Source organism: Acidovorax sp. KPB24-07, assembly GCF_057543315.1.
Genome location: NZ_BAAJYS010000047.1, coordinates 1 through 21,260, shown reverse-complemented (window position 1 = coordinate 21,260; position 21,260 = coordinate 1). Strand labels below are relative to the sequence as shown.

General features: G+C 67.3%; 21 protein-coding genes and 1 pseudogene. 13 read left to right on the top strand and 9 right to left on the bottom strand.

Features of this window, described 5'->3' with window-relative positions; translation table 11 throughout:
- The 7 genes from AC27IQ_RS08330 to AC27IQ_RS08300 all read right to left on the bottom strand — a co-directional run.
- Positions 1-3,313 (bottom strand): condensation domain-containing protein (locus AC27IQ_RS08330; protein WP_487089174.1); only part of this gene is annotated, 3,313 nt, incomplete at its 3' end.
- A gap of 75 nt (positions 3,314-3,388) precedes the next feature.
- Positions 3,389-4,081: a 4'-phosphopantetheinyl transferase family protein gene (locus AC27IQ_RS08325; RefSeq protein WP_487089173.1), complete on the bottom strand. Its 693-nt coding sequence runs from the start codon at positions 4,079-4,081 to the stop codon at positions 3,389-3,391.
- Positions 4,059-4,802 (bottom strand): thioesterase II family protein, encoded by a 744-nt coding sequence (locus AC27IQ_RS08320; protein WP_487089172.1) that lies wholly within the window; start codon positions 4,800-4,802, stop codon positions 4,059-4,061. The genes AC27IQ_RS08325 and AC27IQ_RS08320 overlap by 23 nt, the downstream gene beginning before the upstream one ends.
- Positions 4,802-5,050 (bottom strand): MbtH family protein, encoded by a 249-nt coding sequence (locus AC27IQ_RS08315; RefSeq protein WP_317356733.1) that lies wholly within the window; start codon positions 5,048-5,050, stop codon positions 4,802-4,804. Before AC27IQ_RS08315 ends, AC27IQ_RS08320 begins: the two co-directional genes overlap by 1 nt.
- A gap of 249 nt (positions 5,051-5,299) precedes the next feature.
- Complete coding sequence (locus AC27IQ_RS08310; RefSeq protein ID WP_487089171.1) at positions 5,300-5,539, bottom strand: DUF4880 domain-containing protein; 240 nt, start codon at positions 5,537-5,539, stop codon at positions 5,300-5,302.
- Between the two features lie 156 nt (positions 5,540-5,695).
- Positions 5,696-6,220 carry a sigma-70 family RNA polymerase sigma factor gene (locus AC27IQ_RS08305; RefSeq protein WP_272548815.1) on the bottom strand — a complete coding sequence of 175 codons (525 nt, stop codon included), beginning with the start codon at positions 6,218-6,220 and terminating at the stop codon, positions 5,696-5,698.
- 523 nt (positions 6,221-6,743) lie between these two features.
- A complete protein-coding gene (locus AC27IQ_RS08300) occupies positions 6,744-7,085 on the bottom strand; it encodes a DUF6172 family protein (RefSeq protein ID WP_487089170.1) in 342 nt (113 codons plus the stop codon).
- Between the two features lie 241 nt (positions 7,086-7,326).
- Between AC27IQ_RS08300 and AC27IQ_RS08295 the strand changes: the two genes are divergently transcribed.
- The 10 genes from AC27IQ_RS08295 (at position 7,327) to AC27IQ_RS08250 (ending at position 17,219) form a co-directional block, all read left to right on the top strand.
- Positions 7,327-8,292, top strand: a complete 966-nt coding sequence (locus AC27IQ_RS08295; protein WP_284429188.1) for a ferritin-like domain-containing protein — start codon at positions 7,327-7,329, stop codon at positions 8,290-8,292.
- Positions 8,293-8,369: 77 nt separating this feature from the next.
- The gene (locus AC27IQ_RS08290; protein WP_284429189.1) at positions 8,370-9,290 is read left to right on the top strand and encodes a ZIP family metal transporter; all 921 of its coding nucleotides are present in this window, start codon (positions 8,370-8,372) and stop codon (positions 9,288-9,290) included.
- A 110-nt stretch (positions 9,291-9,400) separates the two neighbouring features.
- On the top strand, positions 9,401-9,988 hold the full coding sequence (locus tag AC27IQ_RS08285; RefSeq protein WP_487089169.1) for a GbsR/MarR family transcriptional regulator: 588 nt from the start codon (positions 9,401-9,403) through the stop codon (positions 9,986-9,988).
- A gap of 6 nt (positions 9,989-9,994) precedes the next feature.
- Positions 9,995-11,362, top strand: a complete 1,368-nt coding sequence (locus AC27IQ_RS08280; protein WP_317356721.1) for a cytochrome ubiquinol oxidase subunit I — start codon at positions 9,995-9,997, stop codon at positions 11,360-11,362.
- Positions 11,363-11,378: 16 nt separating this feature from the next.
- Entirely contained in the window at positions 11,379-12,380 is a 1,002-nt protein-coding gene (locus AC27IQ_RS08275; RefSeq protein WP_372588264.1) for a cytochrome d ubiquinol oxidase subunit II, read from the top strand.
- A gap of 119 nt (positions 12,381-12,499) precedes the next feature.
- Positions 12,500-14,137 carry a histidine kinase famiy protein gene (locus tag AC27IQ_RS08270; RefSeq protein WP_284429193.1) on the top strand — a complete coding sequence of 546 codons (1,638 nt, stop codon included), beginning with the start codon at positions 12,500-12,502 and terminating at the stop codon, positions 14,135-14,137.
- 118 nt (positions 14,138-14,255) lie between these two features.
- Positions 14,256-15,299 carry an SAM-dependent methyltransferase gene (locus AC27IQ_RS08265; RefSeq protein ID WP_487089168.1) on the top strand — a complete coding sequence of 348 codons (1,044 nt, stop codon included), beginning with the start codon at positions 14,256-14,258 and terminating at the stop codon, positions 15,297-15,299.
- A 10-nt stretch (positions 15,300-15,309) separates the two neighbouring features.
- Complete coding sequence (locus tag AC27IQ_RS08260; protein WP_487089167.1) at positions 15,310-16,116, top strand: DUF1295 domain-containing protein; 807 nt, start codon at positions 15,310-15,312, stop codon at positions 16,114-16,116.
- Entirely contained in the window at positions 16,113-16,778 is a 666-nt protein-coding gene (locus AC27IQ_RS08255; RefSeq protein WP_317356711.1) for a DUF6134 family protein, read from the top strand. The genes AC27IQ_RS08260 and AC27IQ_RS08255 overlap by 4 nt, the downstream gene beginning before the upstream one ends.
- Before the next feature lie 21 nt (positions 16,779-16,799).
- A complete protein-coding gene (locus AC27IQ_RS08250) occupies positions 16,800-17,219 on the top strand; it encodes a DUF2177 family protein (RefSeq protein WP_284429197.1) in 420 nt (139 codons plus the stop codon).
- Positions 17,220-17,259: 40 nt separating this feature from the next.
- Here the strand turns inward: AC27IQ_RS08250 and AC27IQ_RS08245 are convergent, their stop codons facing one another.
- Both AC27IQ_RS08245 and AC27IQ_RS08240 read right to left on the bottom strand, forming a co-directional pair.
- Positions 17,260-17,925: a ChrR family anti-sigma-E factor gene (locus AC27IQ_RS08245; RefSeq protein ID WP_487089166.1), complete on the bottom strand. Its 666-nt coding sequence runs from the start codon at positions 17,923-17,925 to the stop codon at positions 17,260-17,262.
- Complete coding sequence (locus AC27IQ_RS08240) at positions 17,922-18,464, bottom strand: sigma-70 family RNA polymerase sigma factor (RefSeq protein ID WP_487089165.1); 543 nt, start codon at positions 18,462-18,464, stop codon at positions 17,922-17,924. Before AC27IQ_RS08240 ends, AC27IQ_RS08245 begins: the two co-directional genes overlap by 4 nt.
- A 224-nt stretch (positions 18,465-18,688) precedes the next feature.
- Here AC27IQ_RS08240 and AC27IQ_RS08235 point away from each other — a divergent pair, with 224 nt between their 5' ends.
- The 3 genes and pseudogenes from AC27IQ_RS08235 to AC27IQ_RS08225 form a co-directional block, all read left to right on the top strand.
- Complete coding sequence (locus AC27IQ_RS08235) at positions 18,689-20,092, top strand: NAD(P)/FAD-dependent oxidoreductase (protein ID WP_487089164.1); 1,404 nt, start codon at positions 18,689-18,691, stop codon at positions 20,090-20,092.
- Positions 20,089-20,883, top strand: coding sequence for a DUF1365 domain-containing protein (locus AC27IQ_RS08230; RefSeq protein WP_487089163.1), 795 nt, complete (start codon positions 20,089-20,091; stop codon positions 20,881-20,883). The genes AC27IQ_RS08235 and AC27IQ_RS08230 overlap by 4 nt, the downstream gene beginning before the upstream one ends.
- Positions 20,880-21,260, top strand: a pseudogene (locus tag AC27IQ_RS08225) (SAM-dependent methyltransferase); the annotation flags it as partial. The gene AC27IQ_RS08230 and the pseudogene AC27IQ_RS08225, both read left to right, overlap by 4 nt.

Here is a 21,260-nt window from a genome sequence, read left to right as displayed (position 1 = left end):
ACAGCTCCGAGGCGTAGAGGATGGCCAGCGACAGGTGTCCATCGGCCCGCTCCCTCGACTCCAGTACCCATTCGAATTGGGCCTCGCCTTCCGGCAGGGCGTGTGCGTGCGCCGTGACACCCGGAATCCGTTCGAGCGCGCGGTAGTCTTCGAAAACATGGTTGAAAAGCAGCTGGAACAGCGGGTTCTGCCCCGCGTTGCGTTGCGGCTTCAATGCCTCGACGAGTTGGTCGAAGGGCAGGTCCTGGTGGTCATGCGCCCCCAGCATGGATGCGCGGGCGCCCGCCAGAAGTTCCTCCAGCGCCATGCCAGCCTGCACACCATTGCGCAGCACAACGGTGTTGACCAATAGGCCGACCAGTCCTTGCGTTCCTGGACGGTGCCGGCCGGCCACGGGAATGCCGATGCGGATGTCCTCCATGCCCGTGTAGCGATACGCCAGCGCCTGCAGCGCTGCCAGCAGCACCGTGAACAGGCTGGTGCCGTGCGCCTGCGCCCGCTGGCGCAGGGTAGCCAGCAAATCCGCCGGCAGTGCCATCCCGTGGCGCGCCGCGCGATAGCGGCCTTGGGCATGGCGCGGGTGGTCGGTCTGCAGGGCCAGCACCGGGTGCACCTCGCCCAGCTGGCTACGCCACCAATCCAGCTGGCGCGCGCCCTCCCCTTCCTGCAGCCAGGCGCCATGCGAAACGGCATAGTCCGCATATTGGAGGCCATCGCTCGCAAGAAGGGGCAAGCCGCTGCCTGATAACGCGGCGGCACAGTGCGCCGCCAAGGCGTCCAGCAGCAATTGCATGGACGCCGCATCGGACACGATGTGGTGCATGACGAGCACAACGATCTGCGACGTGTCGGCCAGGCGAATCAGCGCCAGGCGCCACAGAGGGCCGCGCCCGAGATCGAAGGGCTCGGTCCTCCACTGCAATGCCAGTTCGTCGATGCGCAACCGTTGTTCGCCGCCGGGCAGCCCACTCAGGTCCGCCACGGAAACCACGGGTTGCAAGGCAGGCTGTATCCATTGCCGGGGCGTGCCATCGGCACCTGCGCGAAACACGGTGCGCAACGATTCGTGCCGTGTGGCCAGCGCCTCGGCGGCGGCTTGCAGCACCGCGGTCGGCAGGTGTGCGCCCTCCAGACGCACCGCCGCTGCGACGTGGTAGGCCGCGCTGCTCGGCGCCAGCTGCCACAGGAACCACTGGCGCGCCTGCGCGGCGGATAACGGCAGCCCCTGAAAGCGCTGCTCGGCAGGCAAAGGCGTGATGCGCAACGGCGGCACCGTTCCCGTCGCACTGCGCTGCCGCGCCTGAACCATGGCAGCGCAATCGGCCAATCGCGGTTGCTCGAAAAAATCGCGCAGCGTGAACTCGATGTCCCAGCGCGTGGCCACGCGCACCGCGGCCTGCACCGCCAGCAGGGAGTTGCCACCGGCGGCAAAAAAGTGCGTGCCCCGCTCGATGGGCCGGTCCTGCGGCCATTGCAGCAGTTCGCGCCATATCTCCGCCAGGGCCTGCTCGTGGTCGGAGAGCGGACCGCTGACTGCTTGAATCGGGGCCTTCCCCTCTACCAGGGCACCATGTTCCCAGACGGCATAGGCATCCAGCGTCTTGCCCTCCCAGCCCTTTCGGCAGGCCTGCCGCTGCAGCTTTCCGCTGGAGGTCTTGGGCAGTGTCCCAGGGTTGAGCAGCACGACCACCGACAGGCCCTGCCCGAACACTTCGCTGACGGCAGCCGAAAGCGCCTCGGCCAGTGCCGCCGCAGGTACGAGCTTTTGCAGGCTGCGCGAAACCTCCGCAGCCACGCCGATGCCCTCTCCGTCCGGTCCCGATACCGCGAAGGCGGCGACCCGGCCTTTGCGCACCGCATCCACACTGCCCTCGATGGTGCGTTCGATGTCCTGCGGATACAGGTTATGCCCACGCAGGATGATCAGGTCCTTGATGCGGCCGGTCACATACAGCTGCTGCCCATGCAAGAAGCCGAGATCGCCCGTGCGCAGCCAGCGGCGGCCCTCGCGTTCGACGAACGTGGCTGCCGTTTCTTGCGGCTTGCCCCAGTAGCCCGCACAGATGCTCGGCCCTGCGGCCCAGATCTCGCCGACCCGGCCCGGCGCTTTCTCGGCGAGCGTCGACGGATCGATGAGCATGACGGTGTGCCCCGGCACCGCCGTGCCGCAGGCCACCAGCGGCGAGCCTGCATGGCCCTCGCCTTCCAGGCGCGCCCCCACTCCCTGCGCGAGCTGCTCGCTGTCGAAATGGTGGGCCACCATGCCGGCATCGCGCTGGCTGCCCGTGACAAAGAGCGTTCCTTCGGCCAGGCCATAGCAGGCGTACACGGCCTGAGCGGAAAAGCCTGTGCAGGCAAAGCGCTCGCAGAACCCGAGTTCCGTGTCCGCACGCACCGGTTCGGCACCGGTGTAGGCCACCCGCCAGCACGACAGGTCCAGCCCATCCATCTGGGACGCGGACACACGCTCCGTGCACAGCCGGTAAGAAAAGTCGGGGCCGCCGCTCAGCGTGGCGCGGTGGCGCGAAATCAACTCCAGCCAGCGCACCGGACGCTCCAGGAAGTACCGAGGCGAAGTCAGCACCAAAGGCGCGCCGCTGTAGAGCGGCTGCAGCAGCCCGCCGATCAGGCCCATGTCGTGATAGAGCGGCGCCCACGACACGAACTTGTCCTGCGGACCGATTTCCATGCGCTCACGAATGGCGCACTCGTTGGCCATGAGATTGCCGTGCGTGACCATCACCCCCTTGGGCGCAGCAGTCGATCCCGAGGTGTATTGCAGGAAGGCCACGTCGTCATCGGACGGGGAAAACGGGCGCCAGTCCTCCGCCAATTCCAGAGCCACCGAGTCCACGGCGATCGTCCGGACCTGATCGAAACCCTCCTTGGCCGAAGCCATCAGCGCCAAAAGCGCCGAAGAGGTGAGCACACAGGCGGCCTGGGAATCGGTGGCAATGCCCGTGAGCCGGGCCAGGTGCTGGGGACGCAGGGATTCCGGCGGAAACACGGGCACGGCGATCACACCGGCGTAAAAGCAGGCCAGCATGCTCGCGGCGTAGTGTTCGTCGTTGTCGAGCATCACCAGGGCCCGATCACCCGGCGCGCATTGCTGCTGCAGCCGCGCCGCCAGGGACCGCGTGCGCCGCTCGAAGGCGCCGTAAGTGAAGGCCCTTTCCACCGGCTGACCGTCGGACTCGCCCGCGACGGTGAGCCACACCTCATCCGGCCGCGTCAGGGCCAGCGATTGCAGGTGCTCCACGAAATTCTTCGGTGCCGGGTCCATCCGGCCAGCCGATGCTGTCAAGCCTGTCATGTGTCCATTCCCATGGTTGATTGGCCCGTTTCGCGCCCTGGAGGGCGGCGGGCGGATGCGGTAGACCTCGGCCCACTAACCGGGAGCCGGCACCTTGCTGCGCCATGCCAGCGCCGCCATGTAGCCCGGCGGCGCAGAGAGCGCCATGGCCTCCAGCCCAGACCATTGCGGCACGGTGCTTTCCACTGACCACCGGCCTTCCCGGTCGGGATGAATGCCTACGCAGCGCAAGTGCTCGGCAATGCCCACGCCGATGGCCTTGAGCACCGCTTCCTTGCCCACCCAGCACTGGTACATGGCGTGCTGCGGATCGGTCGCCCAGGTCACCGCGACACGCTCCCGATCGGTCAGAACGGTCTGCGCCAGGGAGTCGATATCCAGCCCTTCGCGGCATTGCTCGATGTCGATGCCCACGGCACTGACGGCGCCAGGGTCCGCCACGGCGATCAGCGCATGGCCTCCGGAGTGCGACACGTTGAACAGCGGTACTTCGCCACCTTTTTCAATGAACGGCTTGCCATGGGCATCCTGCGCCAGCGGCACCTCGGCGGGTCCGCAGCCCAGGCGGCCGGCCAGCAAGCGCCGGGTGGCCGCGCGGGTCTCCGCAAAGCGCAGGCGATCCGCCGCCCGCAGGAACCGGCCGGCGCGTGCGCGCTCCGCCGGACTCAGGACGTCCAGATGCAGTGCTTCATCGCTTTCCAGATCGAAGTCGAGGCGGTAGCCCTCGATGCCCATCGGCATCGGCTCAGGCAAGCGCTGCAGCGGCATGCGCACCTCCCGCTGTGGTCTGCGCCAGGCGGCGCACGAGTGACTCCAGGAAGGGGCCTTCCTGTTGCCGCAGGAAAAAGTGCCCGCCTTCGAACCAGTCGAGCGTGCACGCCGCGCTCGACTCTGCCGACCATGCCTGCATGCTCGCTGGATCGATGCGGTCCTGCCGGCCTGCAAACACGTGCAATGGCACGGACAAGACACCCAGCTCGGTGTGGCGAAAGCTCTGGCACACCTGGTAGTCCGCCGCAAGCGCATCGAGCGTGAGGCGCATCAGTTCGGCGCTTTCGAAGACCTCCTCCGGTGTGCCGCCCTGCTCCCGCAAATCGGCGATCAGGGCGGCATCGTTGTCCTTGCCCGCGAACCGATTCGGGTCACGCATCGAGGGAGCCGAACTCCCCGACAGCAGCAGCGCCTGCGGCATCGGCCCACCCCGCTGTTTCTGGCGGCGCGCCATGCCATAGGCCAGCAGGGCGCCCATGCTGTGGCCGAACACCACATAGCGACCCTGCATCGCCTGTGACTGCTCGGAGCACAACTGCGACACCAGCGTATCGAAGTCTGGGACGAAGCCCTCGGCCAGGCGCGCACCGCGGCCCGGCAGCTCCACGGGAACGACCCGCAGCCACTGCGGCAGCAGTCGCCTCCACCGCAGATACATCGCGGCGCTGGCGCCCGCACAGGGCAGGCAGAGCAGATCGATGCGGGATTCGACGGGCATCAGCCGCCCACGGAAGAAGACACCGAAGCCGCCTGCCCCTCCATCCACTCGCGCAGCGACCGGGGGCGCATGTCCGTCCAGACCTGCTCGACATGGGCCAGCACGGCTTTCTTGTCGCCCTGCACGCCCGGCACGGCCGACCAGCCGCTCGGAATGGCCTTCCAGTGCGGCCAGATCGAATACTGGTCTTCGTCGTTGACCAGAACAATGAAGGTCTCGTCGTCGCGGTCGAGGCAGCTGGTTGACATGGATACGTCCTTGGGCAGTTGAGAAGGATGGCTGCACAGCGCAGTCCGACAAGGACGCGCCATGCGCTTCTGCTCAACTAGACGCAGCAGGGACGAATCTGTTCACGGGATAGTGCGCGACGCAGCGCATGCGGCGCACCCTCCCGACCCGCACGAATGCGCGCGACGAAAGGAATTCTGGCAGGGCAAGGGTGGCTGCACGACGCTGGCAGCCAGACAGACAGACAGACAGACAGACAGACAGGCAGGTCAGTCCTGCATCCTGGGCTGGACTTGCGCCAAAGCGTGCTCCTCCAGATCGCCCATGGGTGCCGTCAGGCCGGCCAGCAGCCAGAGCCGCGCCGCCTTGTCGTAGGCCTTGCGGTGCGCCTCGTCGGCCGCCAGCCAGTGCATCATCGCCTCGCGGGCAGCCGGGTCGAAATTCTCTCGGTCGTACTCGCGCTGCACCCAGTCCCACGCCACGGCCCAATGGGGGTCGGCTTGTGTCATGCCTCAAACTCGCTCGCGCCTCGGCGCATCGGTGAACCAACCGACCGGATGCGGATGCACCGGCCCTGGCTGACGGCCACCTTACCGCAAGTGGGCCTCGCCGGGCAAAACGCTTTTTCGGAAAGTACGGAGTTCGATGGCGCCGTGGCGAGCGGCTCAATCGTCCGTGAGCAGGTGGTGCAGGGCGGCAATGGCCTGGGTGGCCTCGGCGATCAGCCGGTTGACCAGCCCCAGCGCGCAGCCCAACGAAATGGCGATGTCGCGCTGCGTCATGCCATCGAGCCGGTACAGCTGGAATGCCACGCGGGTTCTCGTGGGCAGGTCCGCCAACGCCTTTTCGATCAGGCCCACCAGCTGCCGGTCGCGCATGAGGCGGTCGGGCGACCCGGGCCCGGCCACCTCCAGGGCTTCGACATCCATGCCGGAGGCAACGCAGTTGCGCTCCACGGCCTGCCGCCGGCAATGGTCGAGCGCCAGATTGCGCACCACCTGGCAGCAGTAGCCGATGGGCTGGTCGATCTTGCGTTCGCTCGCACCGCCGACGATGCGCAGATAGGCGTCCTGCACGATGTCATCCGCCAGATCCATCGTGCGAACGATCTTGTGCGCCACGCGCAAAAGCTGCGCCCGGTTGGCCACGAACACCTCTCCGAGCGATGGCCCGGACGAATGCAAAGACATGTACAGCACCTCCCAGTGAACTGAATAAATCGCCATGGTCCGCGGCGGCCGGCTGCCTTCGCCCCTGGCCCGGCAGGTCGCCCGCCTACAGCGCTCCCCGCTGCCATTCAGCGCCAAAAGAGCAAGCGGTTATTTCATGGACTATTTCATCGATCATCCATGAAATGTTAATGAGAATTATTATTAATTAGTGACAGAAAGAAACCGCGAATCCGCGGTGACCGACCTTACCCATGAAGACGTGCGAGCGCGGAAGATGAAGACAGGGGGATGGCGCCAACGCACGCGTCCTGCTGCATGGCCTCGGTCAGAAAATGCTGCGAACCGCAACAGCGGCGCGGGGATTGCCTCCGATCCCGGGCCCTCGGAAGGCGGGTGACGCCTTCCACAGAGCCAGGGCCGGGAGCGCTCATTTCAGATATTTGCTACTGAATTCATAGCAACAACGGCAAACAATCCGCCGGCATGAGCGGCTTTTGACTGCCATGACTGCCAATGGCAGCCAGCGGCCCTTCTCCGCCGCTCAGGCCTCCCCCTGCGCGCCCTCGCCGTCTCCTTCGTCGTCCGGGGCGGCACGCCGCTCGTGCACGGCCTTCACGGCCGGGCGCGCCAGCACCTCCACATAGAAGGCATCCGCGCCTTCCGCCGCCGCAGCGCCCACGCGATCGATCAGGTCGGCCAGCGGCACGGTTTCCGCGGAATCCTTCGTCAGGCCGAAGCGGCAGTCGAAGTCCCAGTAGTTCGATCCGGCGGGCAACTCGCGCTTGCGTTCGCGGCGCAGGTACTGGCGGATTTCATGCTTGACGGCATCCAGAACACGCTCGCGCTGCTTGTTGGGGGAAATGAGGGTGAAGTTTTTTCGCATGGGCGATGGTAGCCCCAGCGGGCCATCCGCCATGCCGCGGCACTGCATGGATTACGTGCAAAAAAACTTGAATCCGTTGCAGCCCCGGCCCCGTACCCCCACCACAGGAAGACGGCGGAGGCGATCCATGGCATGCAGTGCCGGGCATCGGCCGGCCCCGCTTTCCTGCCTCTCCGGCAACGGCTCCCTGCCGCTGGACCGACATGTGACCTTCGTGCTCCGCACACCACCAGGAACCACCATGATCGACATCCCTGCATCGCCCCTTGAAATCCTGCAACGCCGCTCCGACAAGCTCAAAGAGCGCCGCATGTTCTTTCGCAAGACCGGGGGCTTTGCCGCCGGCATGGCGGGAGGCGCCATCCTGACCGCGTGCGGCGGCGGGTCGGGCCCGGCCATCGGCGCCGACGCCCCCACCGACCCGGAGATTCTCAACTTCGCGCTGAACCTGGAATACCTGGAGGCGCAGTTCTACCTCTACGCCACGACCGGCGCCGGTTTGCCCGATGCGCAGACCACTGGCACAGGCACGCGCGGCACCGTGATCGGCGGCACCAAGGTGCCCTTCTCCGACCCGGTGGTGGCGGCCTACGCCAAGGAGATCGCCGCCGACGAACTGGCCCATGTGAACTTCCTGCGGGCCGCCCTGGGATCGTCCGCCGTCGCCATGCCGTCGATCGACGTGGGCGGCACCGACCCGAACGGTGCATTCTCCAAGGCGGCGCAGGCCTCGGGGCTGATCCCGGCCGGGACAGCCTTCAATCCCTACAAGGACGATCTGAGCTTTCTGCTGGGCGCCTTCATCTTCGAGGACGTGGGCGTCACGGCCTACAAGGGTGCCGCGCCGCTGATCCAGAACAAGACCTACCTGGAGGCCGCTGCCGGCATCCTGGCCGCCGAGGCCTACCACGCGGGCCTGGTGCGCACGGTGCTGTATTCGAAGGGCATCGATGCCCAGGCGGCGGCGGGCAAGATTTCCGACGCGCGCGACACCCTGGACAACTCCAAGGACCTGGACCAGGGCATCGCACCCGACGCCAGCGGGGCATCGAACATCGTTCCGCTGGACGCCAACGGCATCGCCTACAGCCGCTCTCCGGACGACGTGCTCAACATCGTCTATCTCACGCCCAACGCGGCCAGCCAGGGCGGGTTCTTCCCGGCCGGCGTGAATGGCAGCCTGCGGCTGAGCAGCGTGTACATGTAGCCGCCCGAAGGCACCGCCGCGGCGTCGTGCCGCCGTGGTCGCCGCCCACACCGCTCATCCTTGCAGGAGTCCCTGCCATGCCATTGCATTCCCATGATCCGGCAAGCCATGCCGAAGTGCCCGCGCATCACGCCCTGTCCTGGCGCCAATGGCTGGGGTTGGGCATCGTGGCCGCGGGCCTGGCCATCCTCTCGGCACAGGCCATGGGTGGCCTGGTCAGCGGAGACGACCGGCTGCGCGGCGCCCTGCTGGGCGGGCTGATGGCGGCTGCAGCAACGGCGCTGGGCACGCTGCCCGTGCTGCTGTCGCAGAAGTTCTCGCAACGCACGCACGACACCATGCTCGGCTTCGGCGCCGGTGTCATGCTCGCGGCCAGCGCGTTCTCCCTCGTCATTCCCGCCCTGGCCGCGGCGAAGTCCCAGGGCGCCGGGCCGTGGGGGGCGGGCGGCATCGTGGGCGCGGGCATCCTGGGCGGGGCCCTGTTGTTGCTGCTGATCGATCGCGCCGTGCCGCACGAGCATTTCGTGAAAGGGCTGGAAGGCCCGCAGGCCCGCGCCATCAAGCGCGCCTGGCTCTTCGTGCTCGCCATCACGCTGCACAACCTGCCCGAGGGCCTGGCCATCGGGGTCGCTTTCGCCGGCCCGGATGGCGTGGGGGCCAAGGCGCTGGCCGCGGGCATCTCCATCCAGGACGTTCCCGAGGGCATGGTGGTGGCGCTGGCCCTGCGCGGCGTGGGCTACGGCCGCTGGATGTCCGCGGGCCTGGGCGTGGTGTCCGGCCTGATCGAGCCGGTGGCGGCCGTCATGGGCGTGGCACTGATCGGCCTATCGGCCAGCCTGCTGCCCTGGGGGCTCGCCGCGGCCGCGGGCGCCATGCTGTACGTCATCAGCCACGAGATCATTCCGGAATCCCACCGCAAGGGGCATGAGGCTTTCGCCACGGGAGGGCTGATGCTGGGCTTCGTGGTGATGATGCTGCTCGACACCGCCCTGGGATGAACGGCCCATCCCGGCCTTGCAGCGCTTTCCATCGATGAATCGACCCTGATGTACTTATTGAATTTTCAGTAAATCCTGAAAACTCAGTAAACCTGAAGCACAATCGCGGCATGACACAGATCAAGCCGCTCCCCTCCCTGAATCGACAATTCGTGGCCCATTTCGGCGAAATGGGCAGCCGCTGGGGCATCAACCGCACCGTCGGGCAGATCTACGCCCTGCTCTACCTGTCGCCCCGCCCCGTCAATGCGGATGAAATCGCCGAGACGCTGGAGTTCTCGCGCTCGAACGTGAGCATGGGCCTGAAGGAACTGCAGGCCTGGCGGCTCGTCCAGTTGCGCCACCAGCCGGGTGACCGGCGCGAGTACTTCGAAGCGCCGCAGGACGTCTGGCAGATCTTCCGCACCCTGGCCGAAGAGCGCCGGCGCCGCGAGATCGAGCCCACGCTGTCCATGCTGCGCATGGCCCTGCTGGAAGAGCCCGCGTCCGAGGACGAACGCCACGCGCAGCAGCGCATGCAGGAAATGCACGACCTCATCGACCGCCTGATGACCTGGTTCGATGACGTGCAGCGCCTCGCACCCGAGACCGCGATGCAGCTCATGGGCATGGGCACTGCCGTCACGCGGGTGCTGGAGTTCAAGGACCGGCTCACCGGCAAGGGCGGCACCGGCAAGCAGGGCGGAAAGGACCGGTAGATCGCCATGGACACTTTCATGCTCTCGCGGATCCAGTTCGCGGCCAACATCAGCTTTCACATCCTGTTTCCCACCATCAACATCGCGCTGTGCTGGTTCCTGGTGTACTTCCGGCTGCGCCACCGGGCCGCCGCCGGCACCCCGGCCGCGCAGGGCTGGGAGCAGGCCTACTACTTCTGGACCAAGGTCTTCGCGCTGACCTTCGCCCTCGGCGTGGTGTCGGGGGTGACCATGAGCTTTCAGTTCGGCACCAACTGGCCCGGCTTCATGGAGCGCGCCGGCAACATCGCGGGCCCGCTGCTGGGCTACGAGGTGTTCACCGCGTTCTTCCTGGAAGCGACTTTCCTGGGCATCATGCTGTTCGGCCGCCAGCACGTGAGCGACCGCGTGCACCTGATCGCCACCCTGCTCGTGGCCGGGGGCACCACCCTGTCGGCCTTCTGGATCCTGAGCCTCAACTCCTGGATGCAGACGCCAGCGGGCTTCGAGATCATCGACGGCAAGTTCCACGCGGTGGACTGGCTGGCCATCGTCTTCAACCCCTCTTTCCCCTACCGCCTGGGCCACAAGCTGCTGGCGTCCACGCTGACCGCCGGTTTCCTGCTGGCCGGCGTGAGCGCCTGGCAGCTGATCCGCGGCACGGCCACGCTCGGCACGCCCCTGGCGCTGCGCGCCGCCCTCGTCGCGGTGGCCGTGGCCATCCCCGCACAGATCCTGATGGGCGACATGCATGGCCTCAACACCTTGCAGCACCAGCCCGCCAAGATCGCCGCGATCGAAGGCATCTGGCACACCGAAAAGGGCGCGCCGCTCACGCTGTTCGGCTGGCCCAACGAGAAGGAGGGCCGCACCGATTACGCCGTGCAGATCCCCAAGGCCGCCAGCCTGATCCTGGCGCACGACAGCGAGGCCGAGCTCAAGGGCCTCGACGCATTCCAAGGCGCGCATCCGCCCGTCGCACCCGTGTTCTGGAGCTTTCGGGTGATGGTGGGCATGGGCATGCTCATGCTGGCGGTGGCATGGTGGGGCGCTTTCGCGCTGTGGCGCCGCCGCAAGGAGGCCTCTGCCGTGGCTTCGCTCCCGCGCGCCCTGCTGTTCACCCTGGTGGCCATGACCTTCTCGGGCTGGGTGGCCACGCTGGCCGGCTGGTATGTGACCGAGATCGGACGCCAGCCCTACCTGGTGTACGGCCTGCTGCGCGCCGCCGACACGGTGGCGCAGCACCCACCCTCCACCGTGGCGATGTCGCTCGCCGCCTATCTGGCGGTGTATGCCACGCTGCTGGTGAGCTATGTCGCCGTCATCAAGTACATGGCCGAACACGCCGCCATGCCCACGCCGGCGGTCCGCCCGCCGGCGCCGCAAGCCGTTTGAGGTGCCCGCCATGGAAATGACCCTTGCCAATGTTCTGCCCCTCGCCTTCATGGCGGTCATGGGCCTGGCCCTGCTGGCGTACGTGGTGCTGGACGGCTACGACCTGGGGGTGGGCATGCTGCTGCCCTTCGCCACCGATGCCGAAAAAGACACCATGGTCTCCAGCATCGGACCGTTCTGGGATGCCAACGAAACCTGGCTGGTGCTGGGCGTTGGCGTGCTGCTGGTGTGCTTTCCGATGGCCCACGGCGTGGTGCTTTCAGCGCTCTATGCGCCGGCCACGGTGATGCTGCTGGGGCTCATCCTGCGCGGTGTGGCGTTCGACTTCCGGGTGAAGGCGCGCGATGCCCACAAGACCGCCTGGAACCGCACCTTCGCCGCCGGCTCGCTGGTGACCACGCTCGCGCAGGGCTGGATGCTGGGCGCCTATGTGACCGGCTTCGCAGGTGGCCTGTGGCCCACGCTGTTCGCCGCCGGCATTGCCGCCACGCTGCCCGCGGCTTACTGCATGCTGGGTGCCGGCTGGCTGCTCATGAAGACCGAAGGAGACCTGCAGCGCAAGGCGCTGGCGTGGGGCCGTGCCGTGCTGTGGCCCATGGCACTGGCCCTCGCCGCCATTTCGCTGGCGACGCCCCTGGTCAGCCACACGGTGTTCGAGAAGTGGTTCGCGCTGCCCCAGCTCTTCGTGTTGCTGCCGATTCCCCTGGCCTGCGCCGCGGCGCTGTTCGCCATCCACCACGTGCTGCACACCCCGCGCATCGTGAACGCGGGCTACGGCTGGATCGTGTTCGTCGCCACCGTCGCGGTGTTTCTTCTCGCGTTCTTCGGCCTGGCATACAGCCTTTACCCCTACATCGTCATCGACCGCATCACGGTGTGGCAGGCGGCGAGCGCGCCCGAGTCGCTTGTGGTCGTGGCGGTGGGCGTGGGCATCACCCTGCCAGCCATCGTCGCCTACACCATTTTCATGTACCGGGTGTTCTGGGGCAAGGCGAAAGCGCTGACGTACGGGCTTTGAGCGCGCTCGCCTGCGGCCCCGGCTTTCATTCGAAAAGGCAGCGGCGGCGTGTGCGCCTACATCGGGCAGGCCGATCTGGCAGGCAGTGGGAAGGACGATTGCATTACGATTCCTGCAACATGAGCAGCAGCGAAAAGCCCCCCGTACCCGGCCCGTGGCAAGCCTACGTGGCCGAAGGCGCCCCCAGCGAAGTGTCCGACCACAAGGACGACATCTTCTTTGCGGCCATCGAAACCACCCGCATGCCCATGCTGGTGACCGACCCCCGCCAGCCCGACAACCCCATCGTGTTCTGCAACCGGGCTTTCGTGGCGATGACGGGCTACTCCGTTCAGGAGATCATGGGGCACAACTGCCGATTTCTGCAGGGCCCGGCCACCGACCGCAACACCGTCGCCGCCATCCGCGAAGCCATCGAGCAACGGCGCGAGATTTCGCTGGAACTGCTGAACTACCGCAAGGACGGCTCCTCGTTCTGGAACGCCCTCTTCATCTCCCCGGTCTACAACAGCCGGCGCGAACTGGTTTATTTCTTCGCCTCGCAGCTGGACGTGAGCCGACGCCGCGATGCGGAGGAAGCCCTCTCGCAGGCGCAGAAGATGGAGGCACTGGGCCAACTCACCGGCGGCATCTCCCACGACTTCAACAACCTGCTCCAGGTGATGTCCGGGCACCTGGACGTCATGCGCGTCAAGAACCGCAACAACCGCCTGGGTCCGCAGGACATCGACCGCTCCATCGACAGCATCCGCAGTGCGGTGTCCAAGGCATCCACGCTGACCCAGCAGTTGCTGGCCTTCTCGCGCAAGCAAAAGCTCAAAGGGCGGGTGGTCAATCTCAACAGCCTCGCCCGGGGAATGGCCACCCTGGCCGAGCGCACGCTGGGCGATGCGATCGAGATGGAATACGTGCTCGGCGAAGACCTGCCGAACTGCGAGCTGGACACGACGCAGCTCGAAGTGGCCGTGCTCAATCTGCTGCTGAATTCCCGCGACGCCATGCCCAACGGGGGCCGCATCCGCGTGGAAACCCAGGCCATCCACCTGGATGCGCAGGACGGCAACAATTTCTCCGGACTGCAGTCAGGCCGCTACGCCACCATCTCCGTGACGGACACCGGCGCCGGCATCCCGCCCGAAGTGGTGTCGCGCGTGATGGACCCCTTCTTCACCACCAAGGAAGAAGGCAAGGGCACGGGCCTGGGCCTGTCGATGGTGTACGGCTTCGCCAAGCAGTCGGGCGGTGCCGTCACCATCTACTCGGAAGTGGGCCTGGGCACCACGGTCCGCATGTATTTCCCTGCAGTGCACGGCCGTCCCCACCCCGACCTGGCCGAATCGCTGGTCCCGAAGAATCGCGGAGGCAATGAAACCATCCTCGTGGTGGACGATCGGGTCGAGGTGGCCGAACTGGCCCAGGCCATGCTGGAAGGCCTGGGCTACACGGTGCACACGGCGCACAGCGCACATGCCGCGCTGAAACTGGTGCGGGCGATGCCACAGGACGCACTGCCGGATCTGCTCTTCACCGACGTGGTCATGCCCGGGGGATTGAACGGCTACGAACTCGCGCGCGAGATGCGCAAGACCGTGGCGGGCATCCACATCCTGCTCACCACGGGGTTCGACCGCGACATGGGCAGCCTGGCCAATGTCGCGCCGACGGAGTTCGAGATCCTGAAAAAACCCTACCGGCTGGCAGACCTGGCACGCAGCGTGCGCATGGTGCTGGACGGCGCCACCGGCACCCGGACCTGACCGCATGCACCCGGGCGCGCGATGCACTGAAATTTCGCGACGCCAGCAATCCAACGGCGACAGGCCTGCGTACAGGAAGCAGGCCGCACATTCCGATGCGGCACTCCAGGAGCCGCACATGCCGAAAAGCACCGCCAATGCCATTCGATGGGCCGAGCAGGGCATCGTGCCCGACCAGATGGTGCGCTACGGCATCCGCCGTCTTTTGAAAGAACGCCTGCAGGAAATGCGCAGCGGCGATGCCGCAGCCGCGGCAGAGCAGACGCAGGCGTTCGTGGACGCCATGCGCACGGCCGAACTGGCACCACTGCCTGACAAGGCCAACGAGCAGCATTACGAGGTGCCGGCCGAATTCTTCGGCGCGGTGCTCGGCCCGCATCGCAAGTACAGCAGCGGCTACTGGGGCGACGGAGCTGCCACCCTGGCGCAGGCAGAAGAAGCCGCGCTCCTTCGGACGTGCGAGCACGCCGGCCTGGCCGACGGGCAGCGCATTCTGGAGCTGGGCTGCGGCTGGGGGTCCCTCACGCTGTGGATGGCTCAGCGCTATCCCGCCAGCCGCATCACCTCGGTCTCCAATTCGCACTCGCAGCGCGCCTACATCAACGCCGAGGCGGCCAGGCGCGGTCTGTCCAACGTGCAGGTGATCACCTGCGATTTCAACCGCTTCGACATTGCGGACCGCTTCGACCGCATCGTTTCGGTGGAGATGTTCGAGCACCTGCGCAACTGGCCGCAGGCCTTTGCCAACGTGTCGCGCTGGCTCGCACCCGGGGGCCGTTTCTTCATGCATGTGTTCGCGCACCGCGAGGCACCCTATCCGTTTGAGGAACGCGACGCGAGCGACTGGATGAGCAAGCATTTCTTCTCCGGTGGCATGATGCCCAGCGACGATCTGGCCCTGCACTGCCAGGACGATCTGCAGTTGCGGCGGCGCTGGCGCTGGGATGGCACGCACTACGAACGCACGGCCCGCGCCTGGCTGGACAACATGGATCTGCAACACGACGCGCTCATGCCACTGTTCCGCCGAACCTACGGAGAAGACGCCCCGGCATGGTGGAGCCGGTGGCGCCTGTTCTTCCTGTCGGTGGAAGAACTCTTCGGCTTTCACGGTGGGCAGCAATGGTGGGTGAGCCACTACCTGTTCGACCGTCGCAACTGATCGGATGGGCATGAACGCATCAGCCATCACCACCTGGGCCTTGTTCGGCCTCGCCTGGGCCCTGTCCGCGTCCGTTGCCACGTGGGTGGTGAGCCTTGCCCGCAAGGACGCCAGCCTGGCCGATCGGGCCTGGCCCATACTCATCGCCGGCTGCGGCGCCGTGTATGGGACCTTGGCCCCGAGCCTTGGGGGCCGGGGCACCGCGTTGCTGCTGTTGTCGGGGATCTGGGGACTGCGGCTGTGCGTCTATATCACCGCACGCAATTGGGGGCACGGCGAAGACCACCGCTACCGCGCGATGCGCGAACGCAACCGCCCGAACTTCGCCTTTAAAAGCCTCTACCTCGTGTTCGGCCTGCAAGCCATGCTGGCCTGGATCGTCTCGGCGCCGTTGCTGGCAGGCCTGGCGGCATCGCCCCGCCCACTGGGCGCGATCGATGCGATTGGCATTGCCCTGGCCGGATTCGGCATCGTGTTCGAAGCGGTGGGCGATGCGCAGATGGCGCGCTTCAAATCCGATCCCGCCCATGCGGGGCAGGTCATGGACCGGGGACTGTGGCGGTTCACGCGCCACCCCAACTATTTCGGTGAGGCCTGCGTCTGGTGGGGCCTCTGGCTCGTGGCGCTCGCAGGTACGGGCTGGGCGGGCGTATGGACCATCGTGTCGCCCGCGCTCATGACGGTCCTGCTGCTGCGCGTGTCGGGCGTGGCACTGCTGGAAAAAGACATCGCCGAGCGCCGCCCGGCCTACCGCGAGTACATGCTGCGCACCAATGCCTTCATTCCGGGACCACCGCGCACCGGAGGCTCGCGATGACCGGCCGCCTGGCATCCCCCGGCCGGCAAACCGCCTGGTGCGTTGCCGCCGCCTTGCTGTGGACTGCTACGGCCATGCCTGCGGCCGCAGCGATGCCGGCGGCAAACGAGTGGAATTTCCAGGTGGCCCTGGATGGCACGCCGATCGGCGAACACCGCTTTCGACTGTCGGCGCCTGCGGCCCAGGAGCGCGTGCTGACCAGCGAAGCACGCTTTGCCGTCAAGCTGCTTGGCCTGGTCGTCTATCGCTACCGGCACGATGCCCGTGAACTCTGGCGCGATGGATGCCTTGAAGCCATCACCGCGGAGACGCAGGACGATGGCAAGGTCAACAAAGTGGACCTGCGCTTTCCCGCGCCGGGCAGCGCCACTCCGCCCGCCGAAGGCATGCCCGCGTGCACCTTGAGTTTTGCGTACTGGAACCCGGCCATCCTGAGCCAGACGCAGTTGCTCAATGCCCAGACGGGCAAGATCGATGCCGTGCAGGTGGTGCGGCAGGGCGAAGGCACCCTCGATGTGCGGGGCGAAACCGTGGCGGCGGTGCGCTGGCGAATCACCGGGTTGCCGCAGCCCATCGACCTCTGGTATGCCGCCGACGGCGCGTGGATCGGCCTCGACTCCACCGTGGGCAGCGGCCGCCGGCTCAGCTACCGATTGAAATAACCGACTCTCAGGAGAAAACCCATGATGATCCGCCCCTTTGCCGTCGCCTATGCCTCCACGGCCCTCGTCTTCCTGGCGCTCGACGCCGTGTGGCTCTCCACCATGGCCGACCGCCTTTACCGCCCCGCCATCGGGCACCTCATGCAGGACAAGTTTTCGGTGGCGCCCGCGGCGTTGTTCTACCTGATCTACGTCGCCGGCGTGGTCGTGATGGCGGTGTTGCCTGCGGTGGAGCAGCGCAGCTGGACATCGGCCCTGGGCATGGGCGCCCTGCTGGGGTTGATCGCCTATGCCACCTACGACCTGACCAACCAGGCCACCTTGAAAGACTGGCCGTGGAGCGTGACGATCGCCGACATGTGCTGGGGCGCTTTCGTCACGGGCGCAGCCGCCACGGCAGCCTGCCTGGCGACCCTGCGCTGGGGCGGCCCGCTGCGCTGATTGATGGCCGCCACGCGCCCTGGACAGGGCGCGATCCCGCTCACATGCCGACGAGCGCGCCGGCCCAGCGCGCGATGGCGCCATCGAAAACCACCCGACCTTCGATGCCCGCCAGGCAGATGCATTCGCCGCCCGGCTCCACCACCGGCTGATGGTGCACCTGCCCATCGGCGCCGTCGAAATCTCCCGGGCCGAACCGCGCGCGCCCATCGTGGAAGGCGCCATGCAACACCTGGGTCCATTCCACCTCGCTGTGCGTGTGCTGCGGCAAACGCTTGCCCGCACCGATCCGCAGGAGCAGCACGTTGGCCTGGGCATCGTCCGGCAGGATCACGCGGCTCCAGCGCACGCCGGGACCGAGCCAGCGCCAGGGCGAAACTTGGCAGGCATCAAGCGCATCGGGCCAGAAGGCCCCTTGCGGCCAGGATCCGGGGCGCGTCGATGGCCGGCGGCCAGCGCCATGACCAGGACGATGCGCTACGCCGTCGATCACCGCCAGGGTGCGCGCCAACGCATCGGGCTGCAACGTGGCCGGGGCGATGCCGTCCAGCATGGCACCGCCGACCATTTCGAGTGTGCACAAGCGCTCGCGGCAGTGCGCGCACATGGCCACATGCGCCTGGATCAGCAGCGAGGCGGCCGCGGGCAGGTGCCCGGCGGCCTGGGCCAGCAGCACGTCGTCGGCGGGATGGTGTTGGATCGTCATGGCTCAAGGTGGCCGAGCAAGCGGCGCAAATGGTTCATCGCTAGGCGGACCCGCGACTTCACGGTGCCCAGCGGAATGCCCAGATCCTGCGCGATCCGGGCGTGGGGATGCTCTTCGAAGAAAGACAGCTGCAGCACCTGCGCTTGGTCGGGCGACAACTGCTGCAGGGCACGCCTTACTTCGCTCTCTTGTTGGGCGGCGTAGCAATGTTCGTCGGGCGCAGGCGCCGTGTCGGGGATCTGTTCGCCCTGGCCCTCGTCCTGCTCTAGCGCCAGATTGGAGCGGCGCCGAAAATAATCCACCCGCAGGTTGCGCGCAATCGTGAAAACCCAGGTGGACACACCAGCGTGGGCCGGGTCGAACAGGTGCGCCTTGCGCCAGACGCTGACCAGCGCCTCCTGAGCGAGGTCTTCCGCCACGCTATCCGGGGTTCCGAGGCGCATGAGGTAGGCCTTCACGCGCGGGGCGAAGTGCTTGAACAGCGCCGCGAACGCCTGCCGGTCGCCCTGGGACGCCACCGCCTGGACCAGGGCGCTCAACGCGTCTCCCGTCGGATGGGCTCCATGGGTGGGTGGGTGGGTCACGATCGACAAATAAGGAGGCCAGGATTTTCGAGGCCTGGAAGGCCGCTCTGCGGGCTGGCGGACGGTGGTCATGCTGCTCATACGCAACACCCGGCGGATTAGATCACGTCCATCTGGTGGAATCCAAACGCGCAGCCACTGCGTATACCCACACAATACTCCGCGAGGAGACTTCGAGGATGGACGCAATGACAATCCATGCGGCGCACGCGCCCGCATCGCCTGCCAAGGCCGCCCCACCGGGACGGCCGCTGGATGTGGCCGTGATCGGCAGCGGCATTTCCGGCCTGTCGGCCGCGTGGCTGCTCGCCCAACGCCACCAGGTCACGTTGTTCGAGGCCGACCGCCGGCCCGGCGGCCACAGCCACACCGTGCACGTGCCCGGGCCGGGGGGCGAGATCGCCGTGGACACCGGGTTCATCGTCTACAACGAATCGGCCTATCCCAACCTGACGGCGCTGTTCGCGCACCTGCAGGTGGCCACGCTGGCCACCGACATGTCCTTCGGCGTGAGCCTGGATGGCGGCGCACTCGAGTACAGCGGCACGGGCTTTGGCGGCGTGTTCGCCCAGCGCAGCAATCTGCTGAGCCCGCGCTTCTGGTCGATGCTGCGCGATCTGGTGCGCTTTTACCGCCGGGCGCCCGCCGATGTCCGCCGACTGGGCGACCTCTCGCTCGATGCCTACCTCGACCAGCACGGCTATGGCCGGGCGTTCCGCGAGGACCACCTCTATCCCATGGCCGCCGCCATCTGGTCCACGCCCGCGGCGCGCATCGGCGAGTACCCCGTCCAGGCGTTCGTGCGCTTTTGCGAAAACCACCACCTGCTGAACCTCGGGCACCGCCCGGCCTGGCGCACCGTGCAAGGCGGCAGCCAGCGCTACGTGCAGAAGATCACGGAGGTTCTCGGGCACGGGCTGCGGCTGGACAGCGCGGCCATTGAAGTGCGGCGCACCACCGAGGGCGCCTACGTGCGCACGGGCGATGCGCAGGAATCGCGGCGCTTCGACCAGGTGGTCATCGCCACCCATGCCGACCAGGCCCTGCGCCTGCTGCCGGATGCGAGCCAGGCAGAGACCGACCTGCTCGGTGCTTTCGGCTACAGCCGCAACCGGGCCGTGCTGCACAACGACCCGGCCCTGATGCCCCGGCGCCGCGCGGTGTGGTCCAGCTGGAACTACGCCGCAGAGCGCGAACGCAGCGAGGCCCTGAGCGTGACCTACTGGATGAATCGCCTGCAGCACATTCCGGACGCCACCCCGCTGTTCCTCACGCTCAACCCCACGCAGGAGCCGCACCCCCGCCACCTGCTGCACACGCAGACCTACGAGCACCCGATCTTCAACGGCGCCGCCATGCAGGCCCAGCGATCGCTCTGGTCGCTGCAGGGCCAGCGACGCACCTGGTTCTGCGGCGCCTACTTCGGCTCCGGCTTCCACGAAGACGGGCTGCAGGCCGGCCTCGCCGTGGCGGAGGCCCTGGGCGGCGTGCGCCGGCCCTGGAACGTTGACAACGAATCCGGCCGCATCCACCTGTCCGCAGTCTCTGCAGGAACTGCAGCGCACCCAGGGGCCGAGCGGTGACCGGCCAGTCCGCGCTCTATACCGGCCGCGTGATGCACCAGCGGCTCAGCCCGGCGCGGCACCGGCTGCAGTACCGCGTCTTTTCGCTGCTGATCGATCTGGACGAACTGGCAGGGCTCGACCGCCGCCTGCGGTTGTTCTCCGTCAACCGCTTCAACCTGTTCAGCCTGCACGAGAAGGACTACGGCGGCGCCGAGGGCCTGCCGATGCGCCAGCATGTGGAGCAGCAACTGGCCCGGGCGGGGCTGGCGCCCGGCGGCCGCATCCAGCTGCTGACCATGCCGCGCATCCTGGGCTACGCCTTCAACCCGCTGACCGTGTACTTCTGCCACCGGCCCGACGGCGCGCTCCAGGCCCTGCTCTACGAGGTGAACAACACCTTCGGCGAGCGCCACAGCTACCTGATTGCCGTCCCCGAAGCCGAGCAGCACGCCACCCGCATCCGGCAGTCGTGCGACAAGGAATTCCATGTGTCGCCCTTTCTGGGGCTGTCGATGCGCTATGCCTTCGACATCTCCCTGCCCGCGGCGCAGCGCGACCACCTGGGCGTGGGCATCACGGCCAGCGATGCGAACGGACCCGTGCTGGTCGCGCGCTTCCATGCGCGCCGCCGGCCGCTCGACGACCGCGCCCTCGCCCGCACCTTCCTCACCCACCCGCTGCTCACGCTGAAAGTGATGGGCGCCATCCACTGGGAAGCATTGAAGCTCTGGATCAAAAGGGTGCCGCTGCACACCAAGCCGCCCGCGCCGGCCCTGCCCGTGACCATCATCAAAACCAAAGACCTATGACCCTCCCCACCCCCTCCACCGGACTTCCGACGGACGGCACGCATGCGGTCGCGTCGATGCCCCGCCGGGCCACCTGGCGGTCGCGGCCCCTGCAGCGCGTGCTGCGCCGCCTGCTGACCAACGTGCGCTGCGGCACCCTGACCGTGGAGCTTCCCGGCGGTGAACGCGCCGAAGGCCGCGGCACCGAGCCCGGGCCCCACGGCACCCTCGTGCTGCACCGCTGGCGCCCGCTGTGGCGCCTGGCGGTGGGCGGCGACCTGGGTCTGGCGGAGAGCTACCGCCAGGGTGAATGGTCCAGCCCCGACCTGGCCGCTCTGCTGGAGCTGGGCGTGCGCAACGAGGCCGGCTGGGGCCGCGCGCTGCAGGCCAGCCTGCCG